The organism is Thalassovita aquimarina, assembly GCF_018219815.1.
Lineage (GTDB): Bacteria > Pseudomonadota > Alphaproteobacteria > Rhodobacterales > Rhodobacteraceae > Thalassobius > Thalassobius aquimarinus.
This window is the reverse complement of record NZ_JADMKU010000010.1, coordinates 111832-137140: the sequence shown is the minus strand read 5'-3', so window position 1 is coordinate 137140 and position 25309 is coordinate 111832. Positions and strand designations below refer to the sequence as shown.

Below are 25309 nucleotides of genomic sequence, written 5' to 3'. Positions count from 1 at the left end.
ACAGGTGCCCGAAGGTCTTCCTCTCCGCAATCGCGCTCGCTGCAACCGTCATCTATTGGCTATGAGTCCTGACCCTAATTTGGGATGGCGGCCGGACGGAAGTGGAAGTCTTCCAGGGAAGCTATGAGCTCTATTACCTGCCAACGTCCCCGGAAGAAGGGCAGTCCGAAATTGTTGAATATGATGCGGAGGCGCCAAATGTATTGGCAACGCTCCTCTCAGAAATAGCAAAAATGCGATCACGAGAGCCCAAGTTGCCGCCTGGGCCTACAACCGGTCGTTCGCTGCGGGGACCATGGAGTCCCGAATAGTCCAATTACCACCCCACCTTGCCCCAGCCGTTGCCCCAATCGCCAACGAACGGCAAAATTCCGGCACAGGTACATCCGCCTACGCGAATTCCTGCAACCCCAGCCACTTTTTCCTGAACATTGCAAAGTTAGCGCCGCAAGGCTGCACAGGGTCAGAAATACCCCTGGGAGCGCCCGTTGGTGCCTCCTGTGAATGACCCTTTGCGGGCCCGACAGGCCTGCCGAAAGCAGCCCCCAATTGCCGCCCAGCTGCACATTGAGTCTGCGGCGGAACGCTTCAATCCTGAACAGCGCCCGCAACCGACGCCCGCTCTGTTTTGCGATCCGGAAATCTTGCATGCATCAATCTTCGGCGGTTGAGCGCGCGCATCAACCAGCGCAAACTGGATTTCAGAATTTCCTCATTGGCGGGGCGCGACACCGGGGATGAAACGATGAAGGCCATCATTCAGGACAGATATGGCGGACCGGAGCATCTTTGGCTTGCCGATATACCCGTTCCGGAACCCCGCAAGGCCCAGATCAGGGTCAGGGTTCTGGCCTGTGCCGTGAACCTATCCGACTGGGAGTATCTGATCGGCGCGCCTTTCTATGCGCGCCTGGTGGGCGGCCTGCTGCGGCCGAAACATCCGGTTCTGGGCTCGGACATCGTCGGCATCGTCGACAAGCTCGGCCCAGGCACCACGGGCTTTTCGGTCGGCGACAGGGTCATGGGGGATCTTGTAATGCGGCGCGGGGGATTCGCCCAATATGCCTGTGTGTCCGCCGCCGAGATGGTCTTGGTCCCGGAGGGGCTTTCCGACGAGATCGCGGCATGCCTGCCGCAGGCCGGAGGCATCGCCGTGGCGGGAACGGCAGGCCTCGAACCGGGCGACGCTTTTCTGATAAACGGGGCGGGTGGCGGATCGGGAACCATGGCGCTGCAACTGGCGAAGGCGGCAGGCGCCCACGTCACGGCCGTGGACAACGCCGGCAAGACCGATTGGCTGATGAGCCTGGGGGCCAATGAGGTCATCGACTACCGCAAGCAGGATTTTTCCCGGTCGGGGAAGCAATGGGACAGGATTCTGGACATGGTCGCCACCCGTCGCGCGGGAGAGATCGCCCGAGCCCTGCGAAGCGGGGGCACCTATAGGGCCGTCGGTGGCGACGTGAGCGTGTTGCTTCCTCTCCTGCTCGGCGGCCTGCGGTTTCGGCTCCGGAAAAAATCCATCGGGATGCTGATGGTGCCCAGCGGCCGGAAGCTGACCGAGCGCGTTGCGAAAATGGCGGTCGAGGGGAAAATCGCGCCGCATCTGGAAGCCGTGTTGCCGCTGTCGTCGGTGCCCGAAGCCCTGCGGCGCACGGGCCTTGGCGACGTCAAAGGCAAACTGGTGATCAAACCCTGATCCGCGGCCGTTCACGCCGATCCCTTGGCTTGGGCCATGTGGTACAGGACGACCAAAGAATGCCCCAAGCGATACTCCGTGCTTCGGGTTTGCAGAAACGATGTTCGTGCTACGGGCGCGTCATTTTCGGCTACTGCCATTTCACGGCGTCATCGCCGAACCACTCTTTGTTCAGGGCATTCAGGCTGCCGTCCTGCGACAGGTCATAGATCAGGTCTTCGAACGTGAAGCGCAGGTCGATATTGTCAGCGTGCAGCGCCATCGTCACCCCGGGCCTGAGCCGGCGTCCGGGGTTCACGATCTCCAACCGCCCCTCCGTTGCTTCTACCAATGGAGCGAGATCCTCATGCTCGCCGACGGCGATTTCTGCCTCACCCCGCTCCACCGCCTGCAATGCTTCTTCAAGGGTCCTGAAATAAACGATGTTGTAACCGCTCGTTCCATGCCACGCATCGATGGCGGGGTCGGGAATCGCCGCTACGGTCTTGACGTTGCCGAACGGATCGAAGCCCGGCCGCCCGACAATATCGAACGGATCCGGGTAAAGATATGCAGCGGTTGTTTCGATAGCGTCCCCCAGATCTTCGCTCAGCGGCATCGCCGCCAGTATCACGTCGACCTCTTTCGCCTCGAGTGCCGGCAACAGGTCGCCCCGCCCCATCACCTTCCATTCACAAGACAGTGCGCCACGCTTGCAAAGCAGGTCGCCGAAGGCTTTGTCGAATCCCTGAAGCGCTGACGGATCGACCGTGTAATCCCCGGCGTCGTAAGTGTCGGCGGTGCCGATTGTGACGGTTTGTGCGAACGCTTGCGCAGGCAGGCACAAAAAGCCCGCAAATATGATTGAACAAATCTTCATCATCTCCCCCAAATCCTGTGAGTGCCCCCCCCGCCCCCTTCCCGGGCCAAGGTGCCGCACCTGATCTTTGCCGACCGGTCCGGACAACCGCCCTGACCTCGATCAATCCAGCCCGGGGATTGAACCTGCCGGGGCGGGAACGCCCCGTTCAGGCCCCACCCGCATGAACGTCTTTGACCCGACAAGGGCCGGTATCAATGATCACCAGCAGACGACCTGCCGCGCGCCACTCACAGCTCCAATCCGAGCTTGCGCCCGTCATAGATTGCCGCTGCCGCCAGCCGGGGCGCATGCGCATCGCCGATCAGCCGGTAAGCGATACCGCGCCCGCGCAGATCCTCGGCGATCGTCATATCGGCAACGTTACCGGTGGCCAGCACCAGGGAGTCCGCCGCGATCTCGGAAACTTCCCCGGTCAGCAGGTTCAGCACCTGGGCCCCCGCATCGCTCCAGCGAAGGGGCGCGCTTTCGGTGACAAAACGCGCGCCAAGACCGGCAAGCGTACGCCGCGCGGGCAGATCGGTGGCCGAGCGATAAAGCTCCTTGGCAATCATCGCGTCGGGGGTGACGATGGTGACCTCGTGGCCGGCCTCGGCTATGAACCACGCGGTGCCGATGCCGCGCCACTGCCCGCCCTCGTCCAGCACGATCACGCGGCGGCCCAGACGAGCGGCGCGGCCCATAACATCTTCGGCCGACCAGACATTGCCATCAAGCCCCGGCAGTTCCGGCACATGCGGCAACGCTTTCTGAAACCCGGTGCCCGGTGGCTGCGCCCCGGTCGACAATACGACTTCGTCCGCGCCGATCCCCGCGATATCATCCGCGTCGAGATAGGCGTTGAAGCGCAGATCGACCCCCAACTTGTCCAGTTGCCGCCCGTACCAGGCGATCAGGTCGGTGATCTGCGCGCGGCGCGGCTGCAACCCGGCCAGCCGGAATTGCCCACCGAGGTCCGGGGCGGCTTCGGCCAGCGTCACCTTGTGGCCGCGCTCGGCCGCGACCCGCGCGGCCTCGAGCCCGGCGGGGCCGCCGCCCACCACCAGTACCGTTTTCCGCGTCTTTGCGGGGGTGAACCGGTCCCCGCCCCAAAGATGTTCGTGACCCGCCGACGGATTGATGAGGCAGGAAATGTAGTAGTCGCGCCCGCGCCGCCCCCAACATTGCTGATTGCAGGACAGGCAGCCGCGGATGTCTTCAAGACGATCCTCGCGCGCCTTGTTCACGAGATGCGGATCGGCGATTTGCCCGCGCACGATGGACACCAGGTCGGCGCGCCCCGCGCCCAGAACCTCGTTGGCGTTTTCGGGGGTGCGAATATTGGCCTCTGCCGTCACCAGTGTTTTCAGCCCCGCCGCCTTCAGCCGTTCGGCCAGATCGACGCCGAGGTTTTCAGGATACTGGAAGCTGGGAAGCAACTTGTAGAAATCGAAGTAGCTGCCGGAGCCCACAGTGACATAGTCCATCAACCCTTCGGCATCGTGCAGCGCGACGATCTCCACCATCTCGTCCCGGTCGAGGCAAACGCTGCCTTCGGCGTCGTCGTTGATCGACAGGCCGATGATGAAATCATCGCCGCAGGCGCTCCGGATACGTCGCAGGATTTCGCGCGACAGCCGCGTGCGGTTTTCAAGACTGCCGCCCCAGTCATCCGTGCGCCGGTTTGAAAATGGCGTCCAGAATTGATCGAGAAGGCAATGATAGGCCGCCCAGACCTCGACCCCGTCGAAGCCCGCCTTCCGGCAGCGGACGGCGGCGGCGACGAAACCTTCGATCACCTGTTCGATTTCCTCCACCGACATCGGGTGACTGCCGTCATTGTCGTGATAGCTTGGCCCGCCCGAGGGCGACCAGTTCGCGTGCCACGAATTGTCCCAGTCGCCATGCGCGCCAACATGGTAAAGCTGCTGGATCATCACCGCGCCTTCCGCCTTGCAGGCCTGCGTGAGGCGGGCAAAGGGGGCGATGACGTCGTCGCTGGAATGGCGAAAACTGCCACGGGTCAGAACGGCCGAGGGATGGACAGGCATCGGTTCCACCACGATCATCGCCGCGCCGCCCATCGCCCGCTCGCGATAATAGGCCAGATGCTGATCCCTCGGCAGACCGTTCCGCGCCATGTTCGTGGTATGGGCACCAAAAACCATGCGATTGCGCAATGTCTTGTGACGCAGCCGGATTTCGGAAAAGACGTGTTTCAATGCCATGCCGCCCCCAGTGCAACGCGTGCCAGCGCCCCTTGGATGTCCGGGCGCGGCCATTCGAGCAGATGCGGGATTGCCTGCCGGGGCGCCCATGAATGCGACGGCCCAAGGCAGTTTTCCGACCATCGCAGGCGTCGGCGCGACGGCCCATATTCGTATCGGCCGATTGTATAGGAAATGTAGTCCCGAAACGGCGATGTCGGCAATTGACTTCCCACCGGAGACCGGGCGCATCGCCTGTCCCGCCCTGCGGGCGAAATCTTCGGGATACCCTTTTACGCCCCCCTCCCGCGTTTCGTTCACCCGGCTGAACCTTGATGTTTGCAACCGGACAGGTTTTGCGATTTGCTGCACTCCCGGGCAAATGCGAGCGGAGACGCGTGAAATGGTCCTTCCCAACCTGTCCAAACGGATCCGGATGCGGCACCTGCGCTGTTTCCTGGCCGTGGTGAAGCTGGGTTCCGTCACCCGCGCCGCCGAGGCGCTTGGCACGGTGCAGCCCAGCGTGTCGCGCTCGCTGCGCGAACTGGAGGAGGAACTTGGTGCCAGCCTGTTCAACCGCACCCCGACGGGGTTGGAACTGAACGCGGCGGGGCGTACGCTTTTCACCTTCGTCAACGCCGGGCTGCAGCAGGTCGATCGCGGTTTCGACGCGCTGCGCGAAGAACTCGAGGACCGGCACATATCGGCCTATGTTCTGCCCAACGTGATGCAATCGGTGATGCCCGGCGCGGTGCGCCGCTTCAAGGCGCAATATCCCGATATCGACCTGCGTTTCGCAGCGATTCACAGCGGCCAGATGGCCCAGCAACTGCGCGACGGCGGTGTGGAATTCGGCTTCGGACGCATGATCCAGACCGAACAGATGCGCGGGATGAATTTCGAATACCTGTACAGCGAACCGCTGATCTTCTTCACCCGCCCGGGCCACCCGCTGGCCAGCACGAACAATCTGACGGTACACGATCTGGATCGGTTCCAGGTCGTCCTGCCCAGCCAGAAAACCATCATCCGCGCCGAAATCGACCGGTTCGCAATTTCGCAGGGATTGCCCCGCTTCAGCAGCCAGATCGAAACCCTGTCGCCCGAATTCACCCGCGCCTACGTGATGATGAGCGACGCCATCGCCGCCTTCCCGCTGGGCGCGATGCGCGATTGGGTCAATCGCGGCGAAATCATGCCGCTGGATATCGGCGGGGACCAGTTGATCGGGTCGGTCGGCATCACCACCATGCCCGACAAGGTGTTTTCCGCCCCCACCGACGTGCTGGTTCAGGCGATCCGGAACGAGGTCCACGACCAGGGCCTGTCATAACGAATTCGCTATATCCGCTGCAAAAGCATTATTTCCCCAAGTCCCTCCGACCGCCTAACCTGACCTCAGATAAGACAGGGAGGCGCGCATTTCCCACCCGTCGCCCGGCGCGGGGTCGGAAACGCAGCGGTTATAGATGGCGAAAGCAAAGAACATCCTTTTCATCATGTTCGATCAGCTGCGGTGGGATTACCTCAGCTGTTATGGGCACAAGCATCTGCACACCCCCAATATCGACCGGCTGGCAAAGATGGGCGTGCAATTCACCCGCGCCTATATCCAGTCGCCGATCTGCGGGTCGTCGCGGATGTCGACCTATACCGGGCGCTACGTGCATTCGCATGGCGCGTCGTGGAACGGCATCCCGCTGAAGGTGGGTGAAATGACGATGGGCGACCATTTGCGCGCCGCCGGGATGGGGTGCCATCTGGTCGGCAAGACCCACATGCGCGCCGATGCCGAGGGCATGGCGCGGCTGGGGCTGGAACCCGACAGCCTGATCGGCGCCCGGGTGGCCGAATGCGGTTTCGACGTGTTCGAACGCGATGACGGCATGAAGCCCGAAGGCCCCGACGGGTCGTACGATCCCGACGGCGCCAAGGAATACAACAAGTACCTCAAGGCCCGCGGATATGAGAGCGACAATCCCTGGCACGACTTCGCCAATTCCGGCGTCGACGCGGCGGGCAACGTGCTGTCCGGCTGGTTCCTGAAGAACTCCACCGAGGCCGCTAATATCGAGGAACAGGACAGCGAAACCCCCTACCTGACCCGCCGCGGCATGGAATTCATCGAACAGGCCGAGGGCCCGTGGTGCTGTCACCTGTCCTATATCAAGCCGCACTGGCCCTATATCGTGCCCGAACCCTATCACGACATGTACGGCCCCGAACATGTCCCCGCCCCGATCCGCAGCGCGGCAGAATACGATAACGCCCACCCGGTGCTGAAGGCCTTCATGGAGGCCCCGGTCGGCAAGGCGTTTTCCCGCGACGAGGTGCGCAATGCGGTGATCCCCGCCTATATGGGGCTGATCAAGCAATGCGACGACCAGATGGGCGTGCTGTTCAAATGGCTGGAAGACACCGGCCGGATGGACGACACGATGATCGTTCTGACCTCGGATCACGGCGACTTCCTCGGCGATCACTGGATGGGGGAAAAAACCTTCTTCCACGACACCTCGACCAAGGTGCCGCTGATCATCTACGATCCCTCGCCCGAAGCCGACGCCACCCGCGGCACCACCTGCGACGCGCTGGTCGAATGCATCGACCTTGCGCCCACCTTCGTCGATGTCGCGGGCGGCAAGGTTGCCGGTCACATCCTCGAAGGCCATTCCCTGCTGCCGATCCTGCACGGAAAGGAAACCGAAACCCCGCGCGATTTCGTGATCTGCGAATACGACTATTCGGGATCGCCCATCGCCAACCGTCTGGGCGCCAGCGTGCGCGACGGGGTGATGTTCATGGTCGCCGACAAGGACTGGAAACTGGTCCATTGCGAAGGCGGCTATCGCCCGATCCTGTTCGACCTGAAGAACGATCCGCAGGAACTGACCGATCTGGGCGACAGCGCGGATCATGCCGAGATGATCGAGCGGATGTATGACAAGCTGTTCCGCTGGACCCGCCGGCAATCCCAGCGCACCACCCGCAGCGAGGAACAGTTGCTGGTGATGCGCAAGGAAAGCGGCCGGCGCGGCGTGGTCATCGGCATCTACGACGAAAACGACACGCCGCTGGAACTGACCGTCCATTACCGGGGCCGCAAGGTCGAGAACCACAAAGCCAGCCACCGCAAGGACCTGGTGGGCGAATGATACCGCGCGCCCCGGAAGAGGAGCCGGGGCGCATCGAAATCCAAGGGAGGACACCATGAAACTGAGCAAGACTTTCGCGGCATTGGCCGTGGCGGCGACGCTGGCCGTTCCGGCCCGCGCCGAAATGAACCTGACCGCCGAAGCCTCGAGCCCGGGAAATTCACCGCATCTGTCGATCCTGCATCTGGCCGATATCGCCTCCGAACAGGGCATTGCCAACCTGCAGGTACAGGAAGGACAGACGCTGACCAATTCGATCCTCAACGTCGCCGAGCGCCGCACGGATATCGCCCCGATGCCGCTGATCCTGGGCTTCCTGCTGTCCAAGGGGCGTGGCCCCTATTCCAAGCAGGGCGAAAACGGCGCCGCGCTGGCCGCCAACCTGCGCGCGCTTTACCCCTATAACGCCGGGGCCTACGGGCTGGCGGCGCTGGAAAGCGAAGGCATTGGTAGCTGGGCCGACCTGAAGGGTAAGACCGTTTACAATGGCCCGCCGCGCGGCGCCGCCCTTGTCAATGCGCGCCAGGCGATCCAGATGGCCGCCGGCCTGAAGGATGGCGAGGACTACAACGGCCATCAGGCCAACTGGGGCCAGCTGGCGCAGCTGCTGGTCGACGGGTCGATGGACGCCTTCGTGGTGCCGCTGACCTTCCCGTCGGAACGGGTGTCGACGATGCAGGCGGCGGGCAACGTGGTGATCGTGTCCACCCCCAAGGACGTATTCGAATCCGATGCCTACCAGAAACTGTTCAACGCGCCGGGCAACGTCCCGATCGTCGTCGCGTGGGACGACATGGGATACCGCGACGGCGTGCGGCTGATTTCCGAAGACGCCACCTTCCGCGGCGTCGGCACGGCATTCGCCGATATCGTCAACAAGGACATGTCGTTCGACACGGCCAAGGCGCTGACCGCCGCGTATATCGCCCATATGGACCGGCTGAAGCAAAAGGCCCCCTACGCCAAGAATATCGGCATCGCGAACCTTGATCCCAAGGCATCGGGTTTCTGCGGCGTCAATCCGCTGAAATACCATCCCGGCGCCGTCGCGGCGTGGGAAGAAGCGGGCTATGCCGTGCCCGACTGCGCCAAGGAATAAGCCGCGCGGTGGACCGGTCCGGCGCCGGTCCGCCTGCTTCCCCCAAAGCACCGCCCCGAGGTCCCCATGACAGACGACATCCTTGCCCCGCGCGGTCTTGCACAGCGCATCGCCCTTGTACTGGGTCTGGTCCTTGTGATCATCGGCCTGCTGAACACCCTGCCCTCGATCCCCGGACTGGACAAGGCCGTGACCCGCATCTTCGGCGACGGTGTGGTGATCCGCCGGTTCAGCTACGAATACCTGTTTCCGCTGACCTTCGTGATGATGATGATCGTGGTGGCGCTGGAACATTCCTTTGCCCGGGCGTGGCGCGGTCGCGGCGCGCTCAAGCACGGGCTGGGGCTGGCGATGGATATCGCGCTGGTGACGATGGCGGTGGTGATCGCTGCCAGCTACCTGATCGAGATCGACAGCGTCTGCCTGATCGACCGGATCACCGGCGAACGCCAGGCGCTGATCGCTAAGGCGCTGCAGGAGGAAATCGAATTCGCCGAGATGATGGGCCTGCCGGCGCCGACCAGCGTCGACGATCCCAGCTGCATCCGCACGCTGGGCCTGTGGATCTTCCCCGTCGTGGCCTGTGCCATCGCGGTGTTCCTCGGCTACAACGTGCGCGTCTGGGGTTTTCCGCTGGTCGCGGTGGCGATCCTGGTGGCAAGCTACACGCTGCTGACGGTGCTGATCTGGTATGTCTTCGGCGCCGACGACATGAACAAGTACATGGTGACCAAGCTGGGCGGCGAACCGCGCCAACTGCTCGATGGCCGCCCTAACATGCAGGACATCCTCGTCAACAATGCGCAGGGATTGCTGGGCCGGTTCATGAACATCCTGCTGAACACGGTGTTCCCCTATATCGTGCTGGGATCGCTGTTCGGCGTCTCCGCCGGGGGCCGGTCGCTGATCAAGATCGCCTTCCTGTGGACCCGCAAACTGCGCGGCGGCCCGGCCCATGCGGCCATCGTCAGTTCCGCCATGTTCGGCACCATTTCCGGCGGGCCGGTTGTCAACGTTCTGTCGACCGGGGTCCTGACCATCCCGATGATGCTGAAACGCGGCTTCAACAAGGCCTTCGCCGGCGGCATCGAGGCGGCGGCCTCGTCCGGCGGGCAGATCATGCCGCCGGTGATGGGCGTGGCCGCCTTCGTTCTGTCGGCGATGACCGTGGTGCCTTACCGCGAGGTCATCATCGCCGCCATCCTGCCCGCCGTGGCCTATTTCGGCTGCCTGTTCCTTTCGGTCGTGTTCCAGGCCCGTAAACAGGGGATCGAAGCGGTGGGCGAGGTCCCCGCCGACATGCGCCTGACCGGCGAGGACCGGCTGCATCTGGTGATGATCTTCGCGCCGATCTTCCTGATCCTCGTGCTGCTGATCACCCCGAAAGAGGCGGTGGGCTGCGGCCCGCTGGCCGGTCTGTGGGGGATCGAGCAGGTGTTTGACAGCGGCAATTGCCGCGCCGTCAACCTGCCCTGGCTGCTGGAGCTGTTCCAGAATTCCGCCGGTGACGCCGGATCGGCGGGATGGTGGGCCACTGCGCTTCTGGTCATCCTGTTCTTCCTGGACCGCGAAATCCGCCGGCGTCCGGGTAAAATTGTCACCGCGCTAGCCGAGGCCGGAACCTTGCTCAGCCGCCTTTACCTGATGTTCCTCGCCGTTTCGGTGATCGACTTCTGTCTCAATCTGACCGGGCTGTCGAATTACATCGCGGTCGACATCATCGGATGGCTGCGCGGTTCGGGCGGAATGATCGGCGAAAACGGGCTGTTCCTGTTCGTCGCACTGGCCGCCACGATGGTGATGGCGATCCTGCTCGGCATGGGGATGCCGACGGTACCGGCATACCTGAACGTGGCGCTGCTGATGGGGCCGATGCTGGCCGGTCTGGGCATCGCGCAGTTCACCGCGCATATGTTCATCTTCTACTTCGCGGTGGCCAGCGCGATTACGCCACCGGTGGCGATTGCTGCCTTCGCCGCCGCCTCGATCACCAAGGCCGACCCGATGCGCACCGGCGTCGCTTCGGTGCGGGCCGGGATCGTGATCTTCGTCACCCCGTTCATCTTCGCCTATTATCCCGAACTCCTGCTGATCGAGGCGGCGCAGCTCAATCCGCTGCCCGGCGGCGACCGCTACCTGCCCGGCATGGACGGCTCCATTCACCCGCTTGCGCTGGCGCTGGTCTTCGCCCGGGTTCTGCTGGCGCTTTACCTGATCGCCAGCGTGCTGGCGCGGTTCGAAACCCGTCCGCTTGGCCGGGGCGAACTGATCCTGCGGCTGGCGCTGGCCGTGCTGGTGCTGGCCAAGTCGCCCCTGATCAGCGTCGCGGCGGTCATCGCATCGCTGGCCCTGCTGGCCTGGCACCGAATGGGGCCGGGCCGCGGCAGCGGGCGATTGGTGGAACAGACAGGGTAGCAGGCCAGGACGCTGGTCCCCCGAAATCATTGCAGCACGTCCGCGCGCCTGCCCTTGCCGGGGTGGGCGCGCCGCTTTTTCCCGCCGCCTTGAAATCCATTACGTTACCGAATATCTGAAAACAGATAACAAGTGTAACATTTCTCTTGCCTCGAATCGTTACGCGATATATCCCGACCATGCGGTCGGCTTTGATGTGCGACCGGCGCTGGAGAAAGGAAAACCATGAACGCCTTCATTTGCGATGCCACCCGGACACCGATCGGCCGTTACGGCGGAGCCCTGTCTTCGGTCAGGACCGACGACCTGGCCGCCGCGCCCATTGCCGCGCTGATGGCCCGCAACCCGCAGGTCGATTGGGCCAGCCTTGACGACGTGATCTATGGCAGCGCCAACCAGGCGGGCGAAGACAACCGCAACGTGGCGCGGATGGCCGCGCTTCTGGCTGGGCTGCCGGTCGATGTGCCGGGCACCACGGTCAACCGCCTGTGCGCTTCCGGCATGGATGCCGTGGGTATGGCCGCGCGGGGCATCCGGGCGGGCGATTACGACATGGCGATTGCCGGCGGCGTCGAAAGCATGAGCCGCGCGCCCTTCGTGATGCCCAAGGCCACCAGCGCCTTTTCCCGCGCCAATGCCGTCTTTGACACCACCATCGGCTGGCGTTTCGTGAACCCGAAGATGGAAAAGCAATACGGCACCGATTCGATGCCGCAGACCGCCGACAACGTGGCCGCCGATTACAACATCAGCCGCGAAGACCAGGATGAATTCGCCGCCCGCAGCCAGGCCCGCTGGGACGCGGCGCACAAGGCAGGGCTGTTCGACGCGGAAATCACCCCGGTTTCCGTGCCGCAGCGCAAGGGTGATCCGATCGTCGTCGATACCGACGAACACCCCCGCCCCGGCACCGATGCCGCGAAACTGGCCAAGCTGCGCGGCGTCAACGGCCCCGACCTCAGCGTCACCGCCGGCAACGCCTCGGGCGTCAATGACGGCGCGGCGGCGATCCTGCTGGCCAGCGAGGCGGCGGCACAAAAGAACGGCCTGACCCCGATGGCCCGCGTGGTGGCGATGTCGGCGGCAGGCGTCGAACCCCGCATCATGGGCATCGGCCCGGTTCCGGCCACCCGCAAGGTGCTGGCCCGCGCGGGACTCACCATCGAACAGATGGATGTGATAGAATTGAACGAAGCCTTCGCCGCACAGGGTCTGGCGACCCTGCGTGAACTTGGCGTGGCCGACGACGCGGCCCATGTGAATCCCAATGGCGGCGCGATCGCCCTGGGTCACCCGCTGGGCATGTCGGGCGCGCGCCTGGTGCTGACGGCGGCCTATCAATTGCAACGCACCGGTGGGCGCTACGCGCTTTGCACCATGTGCGTTGGCGTCGGACAGGGCGCGGCCCTGATCCTCGAACGCGTCTGAGTTAACGGGAGGAGGTCCCAACATGTATGCACAAATGGTAAAGTCCACCGGCGAAGGGGTGAAGTCGCGCGACGACATGTCCCCAGAGGAAGTGGCGTTCCAGGACAAGGTCGACGCCGATATCAAGATCGAACCGCGCGACTGGATGCCTGATGGTTACCGCAAGACGCTGATCCGCCAGATCGGCCAGCACGCCCATTCCGAAATCGTCGGCCAGCTGCCCGAGGGCAACTGGATCGCCCGCGCCCCCACGCTGGAACGCAAGATGATCCTGCTGGCCAAGGTGCAGGATGAGGCGGGCCATGGCCTGTACCTCTATTCCGCCGCTGAAACGCTGGGCGTCACCCGCGACGAACTGACCGAGGCGCTGCTGTCGGGCAAGATGAAATACAGCTCGATCTTCAACTACCCGACGCTGAACTGGGCCGATATCGGCGCGGTCGGCTGGCTGGTCGATGGCGCCGCGATCATGAACCAGGTGCCGCTGCAGCGGACCTCCTACGGTCCCTACAGCCGCGCGATGATCCGCATCTGCAAGGAAGAAAGCTTCCACCAGCGCCAGGGCTACGACATCATGATGAAGATGGCGCAGGGCACGCCGGAACAGAAAAAGATGGCACAGGATGCGCTTAACCGCTTCTGGTATCCGTCGCTGATGATGTTCGGCCCCTCGGATGCCGAAAGCGTCCATTCGGCCCAGTCGATGGCGTGGAAAATCAAGATCAACACCAATGACGAACTGCGGCAGAAGTTCGTCGATCAGACCGTGCCGCAGGCGGAATATCTGGGCCTGACCGTTCCCGATGAAAACCTCAAGTGGAACGAGGAAAAGGGCGGCTACGATTTCAGCGAACCGGACTGGAGCGAATTCTTCGACGTGCTGAAGGGCAACGGCCCGTGCAACAACGACCGGCTGAACGCCCGGGTGAACGCCTGGGAAGACGGCCAGTGGGTCCGCGACGGGCTGCTGGCCCATGCCGAGAAAAAGGCCGCGCGCAAGGTCGCCGCGGAATAAGGGTAGGAGACGATCACATGAAACACGAATGGCCCCTTTGGGAAATCTTCATCCGCGGTCAGCACGGGATGAGCCACCGCCACGTCGGCAGCCTGCACGCGCCGGACGCCGAAATGGCGATCAAGAACGCCCGCGACGTCTATACCCGCCGCAACGAGGGCGTGTCGATCTGGGTGGTCGAGGCACGCAACATCACCGCAACAGCGCCGGGCGAAAAGGGCCCGATGTTCGAACCGTCGGAAAGCAAGGTCTACCGTCACCCGACCTTCTTCGACATTCCTGACGAAGTGGGGCATATGTGATGGCCGAGCTGGACAAGACCCAACTCGCCCAGTTCCTGCTGCGGATGGGCGACAACACGCTGATCCTCGGGCACCGGGTGTCGGAATGGTGCGGCCATTCCCCGGTGCTGGAGGAGGACATCGCACTGGCCAACACCGCGCTTGACCTCTTGGGCCAAACCCAGCTGTGGCTCGGCTATGCCGTCGAGGTGCAGGGCGAAGGCAAGACCGCCGATGACGTGGCCTTCCTGCGCGACGCATGGGATTTCCGCAACCTGCTGTTGGTCGAACTGCCCAATGGCGATTTCGGCCAGACCATGATGCGGCAATTCCTGTTCGACGCCTTCCATTCGGTGTTGCTGGGTCGTCTGCTGCAATCGAGCGACCAAATGGTACGCGAGATCGCCGAAAAGGCCAGCAAGGAAGTCGCCTACCATGTCGAACGCTCGTCCGACACGGTGGTCGGGCTGGGCGACGGTACCGAGGAAAGCCATGCAAGGATGCAGGCGGCGCTGGACTACCTGTGGCCCTATGTCGGCGAAATGTTCGCCAGCGACGACAACGACCGCGCCATAGCCGCGGCGGGCGTGGCACCGGACCCGGCCAGCCTGCGCGACGAATACGACGCGCTGATCGGCAAGGTGCTGGCCGAGGCGACGCTGCGCATTCCCGACAGCGATTTCGCCCACAAGGGTGGCCGCACCGGCACGATGCACACCGAACATCTGGGTCATATCCTGTGCCAGATGCAATGGCTGCAGCGCGCCTACCCGAACGCAACCTGGTAAGGGGTCCGGGGGCGTTTCCCAATCCGGGAAACGCTGCGGATTCCGATACGAATTCCGTCCCCCGGCCCCGGCCGCTCAATAGGTGATCCGATGACGCATCCAAGCACAGAACAGGTCTGGGACTGGCTGAACCAGGTTCCCGACCCCGAGATCCCGGTGATATCGCTCACCGATCTCGGCATCATCCGCGATGTCGCCTGGGACGGCGACACCTGCGTGGTGACCGTCACCCCCACCTATTCCGGCTGCCCCGCAACCAGCATCATCAACCTCGATATCGAAACCGCCCTGCGCGGCCACGGCATCGACAAGATCGAGCTGCGCCGGCAGCTCAGCCCGGCCTGGACCACCGACTGGATGTCGGAGGAAGGCCGCAAGAAGCTGGAAGACTACGGCATCGCCCCGCCGCAACCGGCGGGTGGCCCGACGCGCTGCCCGCATTGCGGCGGCACTCATCTGGAAAAGCTCAGCCAGTTCGGATCGACCCCCTGCAAGGCGCAGTGGCGTTGCACCGATTGCCTCGAGCCTTTCGAATATTTCAAGTGCATCTGAGGAGGAGCACATGGCGCGCTTTCACGATCTGGAAGTCACCGACATCCACAAGACCATCCGCGACGCGGTGGTCGTCACGCTGAAACCCGTCAACGGGGCGGCGGCGGAATTCGACTTCATCCAGGGCCAGTACCTGACCTTCCGCCACGATTTCGACGGCGAGGAACTGCGCCGGTCCTATTCGATCTGCGCCGGCAAGGATGACGGCGTGCTGCAGGTCGGCATCAAGCGCGTCGACGGCGGCGCCTTTTCGACCTGGGCCAACGAGGAACTGAAGGTCGGCGACACCCTGCAGGCGATGCCGCCGATGGGCGGGTTCCATACCCCGATCGACGCCTCCGCCGCCAAGCATTACCTGGGCTTTGCCGGCGGTTCGGGCATCACCCCGGTGCTGTCGATCATCAAGACCACGCTCAAGCGCGAACCGCAGTCGTCCTTCACCTTGATCTTTGCCAACAAGGCGGTGAACACGATCATGTTCCGCGAGGAACTGGAAGATCTGAAGAACACCTATCTGGGCCGGTTCAACGTCATCCACGTGCTGGAAACCGATGCGCAGGAAATCGACCTGTTCACCGGTCTGGTGACGGAAGAAAAGTGCGCCCAGCTGTTCAAGACCGGCTGGATCGACATCGAAAATGTCGACACCGCCTTCATCTGCGGCCCCGAACCGATGATGCTGGGCATCGCCAAGGCGCTGCGCGATCACGGGATGGACGACAGCCAGATCAAGTTCGAACTGTTCGCCTCGGCCCAGCCCGGCCGCGCCAAGCGCCCGGTCAGGTCCGCCGAAGCCGGCACCGCGACCGGCGCGATCACCGCCGCGATCACGCTAGACGGTTCGACTCGGACGGTGACCGTCGCCAAGGACCAGTCGCTGCTCGACGCGGCGCTGGAAAACGACCTGCAGGCGCCATATGCCTGCAAGGCCGGTGTCTGTTCGACCTGCCGCTGCAAGGTGCTGAAAGGCGAGGTGGAAATGCTGACCAACCACGCGCTGGAAGACTACGAGGTCGAAAAGGGCTATGTTCTGTCTTGTCAGGCCTACCCTGTGACATCCACGGTGGAGGTCAATTACGACCAATAAGCGGGAGGGGGCGATCATGTCGGCCGAAATGAGCATCGAAGACTACCTGGCGCAGGGCGGCGTCTTGACCAGCCCGGACAATGTTCCGTCCCGCTACCGTGGCGAATTGCTGCGGCTCCTGACCAGCTATGTCGATTCCGCCCTGGCCGGGGCCGCCGGTTTCGCCGAACTGGTCAATTTCGCCCCCGGCATCCGCGAACGCGTCGCCTCGGCGCGGGTGGTGATGGAAATGAACCAAAGCGCCGAAAAGGTGCTGAAGGTGATGGCCGAATTCGGCGCCGACACCGATCGCTATATCGGTCGCCACCCGTGGGCCAACCGGCTGGCCCGGACCGCCGATATCGGCGGCCAACGGATCGAGGACGATTTCCGGCTCGCGGTCTACAATTACCCGCTGCGCGGCTGGTGCGACGGCGTGGTGCACAACATGCTGATGAGCCGGGCCGCGGTTCGCCAGATCACCGACCTGTGCCAGATGTCATACCAGCCCGCCGCCGACGCCTTCCGCGACATCGCCCCGGTCGTCGAGTCACATATCGAACTGGCCGATGCCGGCGTGGCGATCTGCAAGACAACCGATGAAGCGGAAACGCTGCAGGACTTTGTCGACTACTGGTGGCCGCGCATCGCGCTGATCTTCGGCAGCGAAGAAACCGAGCGCGAAAACAACCTGTTCAAGATGGGTCTGAAACATACCGGCAACGGCGATCTGCAACGGCATTGGGCCGAAGACTGCGAAAAGGCCCTGTCCGGCTATGGCCTGAAAGCGCCGCAATGACCTTGCGCTGATCTTCGCCCTGCCGTAATCCGAGCGCCGATGTCTTCCTCCGATTTCCAGCACAACCTCGACCAGCTGCTAGACTGCGGCCAGCTGAAGGTGTGGTCGATGGTGGTCACCATCTTCGGTGATTTCAGCGAAACCCGCCGGGTGCGGATCAGCGGCCGGGTGCTGGACCTTCTGGTCGGGCGTCTGGGCATCACCAACCAGGCGCTGCGCGTGGCGCTGCACCGGCTGCGCCGCGATGGCTGGATCGAGGCGGAAAAGGAAGGCCGGACCTCGAACTATTTCCTGACCGAACAGGGCTGGTCGATGACACGGGCGGTGCGCCCGATCATCTATGCCGACGCGGTGGACAGGTCGCAGCCGGTCTGGCTGGCGATCGCGCCGCCACAGCTTTCAGCCGCCGAAATCGCCGATGCGCTGCCCGATGACGCCGTCACCGTGTCGAACCGGACCGCGATCCTTGCCGGATCGCCCGACCCGCTGGGCCCCGATTGGCTGATCACCGACTTCAGCGCCACCGAATTGCCCGGCTGGGTGCAAGGCCAGCTCTGCGACGATGACCTGCAGGCCGCCTACAAATTGCTGGCGCGCCAGGTCCGGGCGCTGGATCTGCCGCCCGGCGACGACCTGCTGGATCGCACCGTTCTGCGACTGCTGGCCCTGCACCAGTGGCGCCGCTTGCGGCTGCGCCACGGGCCCCTGCCCGACCTGCTGCTGCCGCCCGACTGGTCGGGCGCACAGGCGCGGCAGGCGGTGCTGGAGGTGCTGAGCGCCCTGCCCCGCCCGTCGCTGGCCGATCTGCAGGCGGCCTATGAGCGGGAAAACGGCGGCTAACCTTTCCTGCCCTTTCAGGCACGAAGCCGGGCCAGCGCCAGTCCGCGGGATGGCGCCGACAACCTCTGAACATGGCAGTTTATAGCCGCCAAACCCGTGCTTCCCATCGTCAGCTGAACAAGCCCCTCCAAAGCGCCAGCCCGTCCGGGCGGACTGGCGCTGGACCGGCGGCCTGCGGCCTTGTTCCGGGTCGGAGCACTCAAACAAAAAAGGCGCCAGGGTTTCCCCGGGCGCCTTTCCTGTCTGATCCGATCAGCCTCAGCCGATGATGGTGTTCAGCGTCGCGCTCGGGCGCATCACCTTGGCCTTCAGCTCGGCCGACGGGTGGTAGTAGCCACCGATTTCGGCGGGCTTGCCCTGTGCGGCGGCCAATTCGGCCAGGATCGCATCTTCCTTCTCGGCCAGCTCTTTCGCGATCGGTGCGAAATGCGCCGCCAGGTCGGCATCGTCGGACTGTGCCGCCAATGCTTCGGCCCAGTAGCGGGCGAACCAGTAGTGGCTGTCACGGTTGTCCGGCTCGCCGACCTTGCGCGAGGGCGAACGGTCGTTGTCCAGAATGCCCTGGGTCGCCGCTTCGGCCGCCGCGCCCAGCACGCCCGCCTTGGCGTTGCCCTTCATGTCGGCGAGGAAGTTCAGCGATTCCGACAGGGCACAGAATTCGCCCATCGAATCCCACCGCAGGTGGTTTTCCTCGACCAGCTGCTGCACGTGTTTCGGAGCCGAACCGCCAGCGCCGGTTTCGAACATACCGCCGCCATTCATCAGCTTGACGATCGACAGCATCTTGGCCGAGGTGCCCAGTTCCAGGATCGGGAACAGGTCGGTCAGGTAATCGCGCAGCACGTTGCCGGTGATGGCGATGCTGTCGTTCCCGGCGGTGATGGTTTCCAGCGAGGCGCGGGTCGCTTCGCGCGGCGCCATGATGGTGAACTTGTCGGCCACGCCGGCGGCTTCCAGCGCCGGTTTGACGTATTTGATCAGTTCGGCGTCATGCGCGCGGTTCGCGTCCAGCCAGAAGATCGCCTGCGCACCGGTCAGCCGCTGACGGTCGATGGCCAGCTGGATCCAGTTTTCGATCGGCGCCTTCTTGGCGGTGCAGGCGCGCCAGATGTCGCCCGCTTCGACGTCCAGCGAGTGCAGGACCTCGCCATTGGCCAGGACGATGCGGATGGCGCCGTCTGCCGGGGCTTCGAAGGTGGTCGGGTGCGACCCGTATTCTTCCGCCTTCTGCGCCATCAGGCCGACGTTCTGCACGGTGCCGGCGGTGGCCGGGTTCAGCGCGCCGTTGGCCTTGAAGAAATTGATCGCTTCGTCATAGACCGGCGCATAGCAGTTGTCGGGGATCACGCAGTTGGTGTCGGCTTCCTTGCCGTCCGGGCCCCAGCCCTTGCCGCCCGCGCGGATCAGGGCGGGCATCGAGGCGTCGATGATCACGTCCGACGGCACGTGCAGGTTGGTGATGCCCTTGTCGGAATTCACCATGTACATCGCCGGGCGGTCGGCGTTCAACGCGTCGACATCGGCGAGGATTTCGGCGGCGTTGTCCATGCCCGCGATGCGGTCCAGAACGTCGCCCATGCCCGAATTCGGGTTCACGCCCGCCGCGGCCAGCTGATCGCCGTACTTGTCGAAGATCGGGGCCAGCCAGGCCTTGACCGCGTGACCGAAGATGATCGGGTCCGACACCTTCATCATCGTGGCCTTCAAGTGCAGCGAAAACAGCACGCCGTCCTTCTTGCTGGCCTCGATTTCGTCGGCCAGGAAGGCGCTCAGAGCCTTGGCGCTCATGAAGGTGGCGTCGACCACTTCGCCCTCGATCAGCGGCCATTTGTCCTTCAGCACGGTGACCGCGCCGTCCTTGGCCACGAATTCGATTTTGGCGTCGCCCGCCTGATCGGCGGTCAGGGTGGCGGCGACTTCGTTGGCGAAGAAATCGTTCCCCGGCATCGAGGACACATGCGTCTTGCTGTCGGACCTCCACGCCCCCATCCGGTGCGGGTGGCTTTGGGCATAGTTCTTCACCGCCTTGGCGGCACGGCGATCCGAGTTGCCTTCGCGCAGGACCGGGTTCACCGCCGATCCCTTGATCGCGTCGAAACGCGCGCGAACCGCCTTTTCGGCGTCGGTCTTGGGGTCCTCGGGGTAATCGGGGATGTCATAGCCCTGGCTTTGCAGTTCCTTGACCGCGGCCACCAGCTGCGGCACCGAGGCGGAAATGTTGGGCAGCTTGATGACGTTGGCATCCGGCGTCTTCACCAGCTGGCCCAGTTCGGCCAGGTCGTCGCTCTGACGCTGGTCCTCGGTCAGGTTTTCCGGGAAGGTGGCGAGGATGCGCCCGGCCAGCGAAATATCCTTGGTGCCAACGGTGACACCGGCGGCCGAAGCGAAGCTGCGGATGATCGGCAGGAACGAAGCCGAGGCCAGCTCGGGGGCTTCGTCTACAATGGTATACAATACATCGGGGTTCGAGTTTTCAGCCATTTGTTCTACCTTTCTTTTTTGTCAGGGTAGTATGATTGACGAAGGGCAGCGGCGCTGCATTTCGGAAAAGCGGGTTTTGACCAGCCAACTGGGATCGCTCCGACAGACAGGCATTGCGGTTCACGGACCCCAATAGAGGACGCGCCGCAAAAGATCAATTCGCCAGACGTGAAATCTTTGCGGACATGATGCCACGGCTTGGAATTCGGGCAAACCGCGCGCCCGAACGCGCCGTTCAGCCCGTCTCGCTTGCGGTTTCGGCGCCTCCCGCGTCGGGCACCAGTTCGATCAGCAAAGCCTGCGCCGAGACCTGCGCGCCGGGTTCGGCATGGATCGCGCCGACGGTGCCGTCGATATCGGCGACATGGGCATGTTCCATCTTCATCGCCTCCAGCACGGCGAGCACCTGGCCCTTGGTCACCCGGTCACCCACCGAAACGCCGATCGCCATCACCCGTGCGCCCATCGACGCCATGATCCTGCCGCTGCCGGCTTCCTCTGCCGTGATCTGAGGCGCAAAGCGCAGATCGGTGAAGCCCCAAGCGCGACCGCCATAATGCAGCCATGTCATGCCGCCGCCCGTCACCGCCCGGGCCGCCTCCGTCGCGCCGCCGCGCGCGATCCGCAGGCCGCCATCGGTCCCGGGTGACAGGTGCAGCGTCGCGCGGGCGTCCCCCCGTTCCACCACGCAATGCCCGGCCTTTCCCACCGTCACATGCAGATCGTAAACGGCACCGCCCCGGCCCAGCCGCACCGGCACCGCGTAACTATGCGGCAGCGCCGTGCCCGGCCCCACCGCCAGCACGGCGGCCAGTACCATCGCCGCATCCGCCTCGCCGCGCGGCGTGTCGGGTAGCAGTTCGCCCCGGTGCCGGTCGATGAACCCGGTGTCGGTCGCGCCCTCGGCGAAATCCGGGTGCGACAGGCAATCGGTCAGGAACCCCTGATTGGTCCTGAGCCCGAGCGCGGCGCTGCCCCGCAGCCCCCGGATCAACTGCCTGCGCGCATCGTCGCGGGTGGGGCCGTGGGCGATCAGCTTGGCGATCATCGAATCGTAATAGGGCGGCACCTCCGCCCCGGTCTCCAGCGCGTGATCGACCCGCAGCCCGGGATCGGGGCGCCAGTCCAGAATCCGCCCGCTTTGCGGCAGGAAATCGTTTTCCGGGTCCTCGGCGCAAAGCCGCACCTCGATGGCATGACCGTCGAGCCGGACATCCTTCTGCGTCATCGGCAGGGCCTGCCCCATCGCGATCCTGATCTGCCATTCGACGAGGTCCAGACCGGTCAGGGCCTCGGTCACCGGGTGTTCCACCTGCAGCCGCGTGTTCATTTCCATGAAATAGAACCGTCCCTGCCCGTCGAGCAGATATTCGAACGTCCCCGCACCCTCGTACCCGATCGCCTGCGCCGCCTTGACCGAGGCGCGCCCCATCCGGTCGCGCAGGTCCTCATCGACCGCGGGCGACGGGCTTTCTTCGATCAGCTTCTGATGCCGCCGCTGTACCGAACAATCGCGCTCGCCCAGATGGATGACGGTGCCGTGGCGATCCGCCAGCACCTGGACTTCGACATGGCGCGGATCGTCGATCGCCTTTTCCAGCATCATGGTGTCATCGCCAAAGGCGGTCATCGCCTCGGACTTGGCGCTGCGCATCGCGTCGTCGAAATCCTCGTACCGGGTGACCCGCCGCATGCCACGCCCGCCACCGCCGGCGGTCGCCTTGATCATCACCGGGAACCCCATCTTTTCCGCCTCGCGCCGCAGCGCGATGGTGGAGTTTTCGTCGCCTAGATAACCGGGGATGCAGGGCACGCCCGCTTCGATCATCGCCGCCTTGGCCGCCGATTTGTCGCCCATCCGGCGGATCGTGTCGGGCGCGGGCCCGACGAAGACCAATCCCGCCGCAGCGCAGGCTGCGGCGAAATCGGCGTTTTCGGCAAGGAAGCCGTAACCGGGATGCACCGCATCGGCGCCGGTTTCCTTGGCCGCGCGCAGGATCGCATTGATGTTCAGGTAACTGTCGCCGGGTGCCGCGCCGCCGATATGCACCGCCTGATCGGCGGCCCGCACATGGCACGCATCGGCGTCGGCATCGGAATAAACCGCCACCGTCGCCAGCCCCATCCGCCGCGCCGTGCGCATGATCCGCAGCGCGATTTCGCCGCGATTGGCAATCAACAGTTTTTCAAACGCCGTTTCCGTCATCGTCATTCCCCCGCTCACGGCCGCGCCACGGCGAATTGCATGGTGTTGGGCTGGCGCGCGTCGCCCTCGCGCGCGATGCGCATCAGTTCGATCATCACCGGCCGCGTGTCGCGCGGGTCGATCACTCCGTCATCAAGCAGCCGCGCGGAAGTGTGAAAGGCGCTCATCTGGCCATCAAAGGTTTCCACGATCTTGTCCTTCATCGCCTGCAACTGGGCCTCGTCCACCGGCTTGCCCGACCGTTCGGCGCGGGCCCGCTGCACTTCCTCCATCGTGCCGGCGGCCTGTTCGCCGCCCATGACGGCGGTTTTCGCATTGGGCCATGACAGGCAGAACCGGGGCGCGAAGCCGCGCCCGCACATGCCGTAATTGCCCGCCCCGAAGGACGCCCCGCAAAGAAGCGTGAATTGCGGCACGGTGGCGTTGGTCACCGCCTGGATCATTTTTGAACCGTGCTTGATCATCCCCGCCTCCTCGAACTCGCGCCCGACCATGAAGCCGGTGGTGTTGTTGAGGTAGAGGATCGGCGTTCCGGCCTGGCAACAGGTCTGGATGAAATGGGTGGCCTTGTTGGCCCCCGCCGGGTCCAGCGGCGCGTTGTTGGTGATGATGCCGATCGGCCAGCCGGCGATCCGGGCGGTACCGCAAAGCGTGCCGGGGCCGTAACGGCCGCCGAATTCGGTGAAATCCGACCCGTCGACGATCCGCGCGATCACCTCGCGCATGTCGACCGGCTGTCGGTAGTCCTGCGGCATGATGCCCAGCAGGTCCTCCGCCTCGTAGGCCGGGGCTTCGAAATCCCGCGCGCCGTCGTCACAGGGCCAGTCGATCCCCGCCATCACCTCGCGCGCCAGCCCGATGGCGTGACGATCATCCTCGGCCAGGTAATCGCCCAATCCCGACACGGTGGTGTGCATCTCGGCCCCGCCCAGTTCCTCCTCGCTGGCGATCTCGCCGGTCGCGGCTTTCAGAAGCGGCGGCCCGGCAAGGAACGCCCGGGTGCGCCCGCGCACCATGATGATGTAATCCGACAACCCGGTCTGATAGGCGCCGCCTGCGGTGGAGGAACCATGGGTCACCGTCACCACCGGCAATCCCGCCGCCGACAGCCGGGCGAAATTGCGGAAAAACCCGCCGCCCCGAACGAAATCCTCGACCTTGTAGGCCATCAGGTTGGCGCCCGCGCTTTCCACCAACTGCACGAAGGGCAGCTTGTTTTCCAAGGCAATTTCCTGCGCCCGCATCTGCTTTTCCAGCCCCATCGGCTGCAGCGCCCCGGCGGCGATCCCCGCATCCGATGCCGCCACCATGCAGCGGATGCCGGAAACGTAGCCGATCCCGGCGATCACCCCGCCGCCCGCCACCGACTTGTCCGTATCCCTTGTATCCAGCCCATACCCGGCCAGCTTCGACAGCTCAATAAAGGGCCGCCCCGGGTCCAGCAGCAGCGCCACCCGGTCGCGCGGCAGCAATTGTCGGCGCTGTTCGAACCTGTCGCGCGCCCGTTCCGACGCCGCCACGGTGCGCGCCTCGATCGCCCGCATCTCGTCGAGCAGGCCGATCATATGCGCCCGGTTATTCTGGAACGCCTCGGAAACGGTGGAAACCGTGCTGTTGAGTTTTGCCATCGGCGCAACCTCTTGCTTGGGACTATGCCATTCACAGACTACCCTAGCGAAAACCGGGCCAACTTGCGCCGGTTGGCTGCGATTTCAGCCGATCGGCACAAGTCCGCCGGGCGGATCGGCCCATATTGGGCGCAAGGAGGACCCGAAATGCTGACACTTTGGCATTGCGAAGACGCACGCAGTTTCCGCCCGCTTTGGGCGCTGGAGGAGCTGGGACTGGAGTACGAGCTGAAAATGCTGCCCTTCCCGCCGCGCTTTTCCCGCAAGGACTATTTCGCCGAAAACCCGCTGGGCACGATCCCGCTTCTGGTCGATGGCGACACGCGGATGACCGAAAGCTGCGCCATGCTGCAATACCTGTCGCTGCGCCATGGGCAGGGCCGTTTCGCGGTCGCCCCCGAGCACGCGGAATTCGGAGCCTACCTGAACTGGCTGCATCACGGCGAGGCGACGCTGACCTTCCCGCAAACGATCTACCTGCGCTATTCCCGGCTGGAACCCGAAGAGCGTCGCCTGCCGCAGGCCGCCGAAGATTACAGGCTGTGGTTCCTGGCACGGCTGAAGCTGTTGGAACCCACCCTGTCGGACGGGCGCGAAACCTTGCTGCGTACCGGCTTCACCATGGCCGATATCGCGGTGCACTACGCGATCGAACTGGCGCTGCATCTGGGATTGCGCGATGACCTGCCGCCCGAAACCCTGCGCTGGTTCGACGGGCTGACCGCGCGCCCCGCCTACCAGCGCGCCAAGGCCCGGCAAAGCGCCGGGGCCAAGGCCGAAAACCTGCCCCCGATGCCATTCTGAAAGGCCCG

General features: G+C 64.2%; 19 protein-coding genes. 14 read left to right on the top strand and 5 right to left on the bottom strand.

From position 1 onward, the window contains the following. Window positions 1–667 precede the first annotated feature (667 nt). Complete coding sequence (locus IT775_RS12660; protein ID WP_212701480.1) at window positions 668–1699, top strand: NAD(P)-dependent alcohol dehydrogenase; 1032 nt, start codon at window positions 668–670, stop codon at window positions 1697–1699. A 130-nt stretch (window positions 1700–1829) separates the two neighbouring features. Here IT775_RS12660 and IT775_RS12655 read toward each other — a convergent pair whose 3' ends face one another. After that, entirely contained in the window at window positions 1830–2561 is a 732-nt protein-coding gene (locus IT775_RS12655; protein ID WP_212701479.1) for a transporter substrate-binding domain-containing protein, read from the bottom strand. 227 nt (window positions 2562–2788) lie between these two features. Beyond that, window positions 2789–4765 carry an oxidoreductase gene (locus tag IT775_RS12650; RefSeq protein ID WP_212701478.1) on the bottom strand — a complete coding sequence of 659 codons (1977 nt, stop codon included), beginning with the start codon at window positions 4763–4765 and terminating at the stop codon, window positions 2789–2791. A 382-nt stretch (window positions 4766–5147) separates the two neighbouring features. Here IT775_RS12650 and IT775_RS12645 point away from each other — a divergent pair, with 382 nt between their 5' ends. The 12 genes from IT775_RS12645 (at window position 5148) to IT775_RS12590 (ending at window position 18182) form a co-directional block, all read left to right on the top strand. Continuing rightward, complete coding sequence (locus IT775_RS12645) at window positions 5148–6077, top strand: LysR substrate-binding domain-containing protein (RefSeq protein WP_212701477.1); 930 nt, start codon at window positions 5148–5150, stop codon at window positions 6075–6077. Between the two features lie 136 nt (window positions 6078–6213). After that, the gene (locus IT775_RS12640; protein ID WP_212701476.1) at window positions 6214–7899 is read left to right on the top strand and encodes a sulfatase-like hydrolase/transferase; all 1686 of its coding nucleotides are present in this window, start codon (window positions 6214–6216) and stop codon (window positions 7897–7899) included. Window positions 7900–7954: 55 nt separating this feature from the next. Next, window positions 7955–8998, top strand: a complete 1044-nt coding sequence (locus IT775_RS12635) for a TAXI family TRAP transporter solute-binding subunit (RefSeq protein ID WP_212701475.1) — start codon at window positions 7955–7957, stop codon at window positions 8996–8998. Between the two features lie 66 nt (window positions 8999–9064). Continuing rightward, window positions 9065–11413 carry a TRAP transporter permease gene (locus tag IT775_RS12630; RefSeq protein WP_212701474.1) on the top strand — a complete coding sequence of 783 codons (2349 nt, stop codon included), beginning with the start codon at window positions 9065–9067 and terminating at the stop codon, window positions 11411–11413. A gap of 225 nt (window positions 11414–11638) precedes the next feature. Then, complete coding sequence (pcaF, locus tag IT775_RS12625; protein ID WP_212701473.1) at window positions 11639–12841, top strand: 3-oxoadipyl-CoA thiolase; 1203 nt, start codon at window positions 11639–11641, stop codon at window positions 12839–12841. A 22-nt stretch (window positions 12842–12863) separates the two neighbouring features. Next, window positions 12864–13856, top strand: coding sequence for a 1,2-phenylacetyl-CoA epoxidase subunit PaaA (gene paaA / locus IT775_RS12620; protein ID WP_212701472.1), 993 nt, complete (start codon window positions 12864–12866; stop codon window positions 13854–13856). Window positions 13857–13873: 17 nt separating this feature from the next. Further along, window positions 13874–14158 (top strand): 1,2-phenylacetyl-CoA epoxidase subunit PaaB, encoded by a 285-nt coding sequence (gene paaB, locus IT775_RS12615; protein WP_212701471.1) that lies wholly within the window; start codon window positions 13874–13876, stop codon window positions 14156–14158. Continuing rightward, entirely contained in the window at window positions 14158–14925 is a 768-nt protein-coding gene (paaC, locus tag IT775_RS12610; RefSeq protein WP_212701470.1) for a 1,2-phenylacetyl-CoA epoxidase subunit PaaC, read from the top strand. Before paaB ends, paaC begins: the two co-directional genes overlap by 1 nt. Before the next feature lie 90 nt (window positions 14926–15015). Next, a complete protein-coding gene (gene paaD / locus IT775_RS12605; RefSeq protein WP_212701469.1) occupies window positions 15016–15477 on the top strand; it encodes a 1,2-phenylacetyl-CoA epoxidase subunit PaaD in 462 nt (153 codons plus the stop codon). A 10-nt stretch (window positions 15478–15487) separates the two neighbouring features. Continuing rightward, on the top strand, window positions 15488–16564 hold the full coding sequence (locus tag IT775_RS12600; RefSeq protein WP_212701468.1) for a 2Fe-2S iron-sulfur cluster-binding protein: 1077 nt from the start codon (window positions 15488–15490) through the stop codon (window positions 16562–16564). Between the two features lie 16 nt (window positions 16565–16580). After that, window positions 16581–17342, top strand: a complete 762-nt coding sequence (locus IT775_RS12595) for a Phenylacetic acid catabolic protein (RefSeq protein WP_212701467.1) — start codon at window positions 16581–16583, stop codon at window positions 17340–17342. A 39-nt stretch (window positions 17343–17381) separates the two neighbouring features. Beyond that, window positions 17382–18182, top strand: coding sequence for a PaaX family transcriptional regulator C-terminal domain-containing protein (locus tag IT775_RS12590; RefSeq protein ID WP_212701466.1), 801 nt, complete (start codon window positions 17382–17384; stop codon window positions 18180–18182). Between the two features lie 258 nt (window positions 18183–18440). On the opposite strand, the gene IT775_RS12585 is transcribed toward IT775_RS12590, so the two are convergent. From IT775_RS12585 to IT775_RS12575, 3 genes are all read right to left on the bottom strand, one after another. Beyond that, the gene (locus tag IT775_RS12585; RefSeq protein WP_212701465.1) at window positions 18441–20663 is read right to left on the bottom strand and encodes an NADP-dependent isocitrate dehydrogenase; all 2223 of its coding nucleotides are present in this window, start codon (window positions 20661–20663) and stop codon (window positions 18441–18443) included. Window positions 20664–20898: 235 nt separating this feature from the next. Next, complete coding sequence (locus tag IT775_RS12580; RefSeq protein ID WP_281414361.1) at window positions 20899–22875, bottom strand: acetyl/propionyl/methylcrotonyl-CoA carboxylase subunit alpha; 1977 nt, start codon at window positions 22873–22875, stop codon at window positions 20899–20901. Window positions 22876–22883: 8 nt separating this feature from the next. Continuing rightward, complete coding sequence (locus IT775_RS12575; protein ID WP_212701464.1) at window positions 22884–24497, bottom strand: acyl-CoA carboxylase subunit beta; 1614 nt, start codon at window positions 24495–24497, stop codon at window positions 22884–22886. Between the two features lie 147 nt (window positions 24498–24644). Between IT775_RS12575 and IT775_RS12570 the strand changes: the two genes are divergently transcribed. Continuing rightward, a complete protein-coding gene (locus IT775_RS12570; protein WP_212701463.1) occupies window positions 24645–25301 on the top strand; it encodes a glutathione S-transferase family protein in 657 nt (218 codons plus the stop codon). Window positions 25302–25309 lie beyond the last annotated feature (8 nt).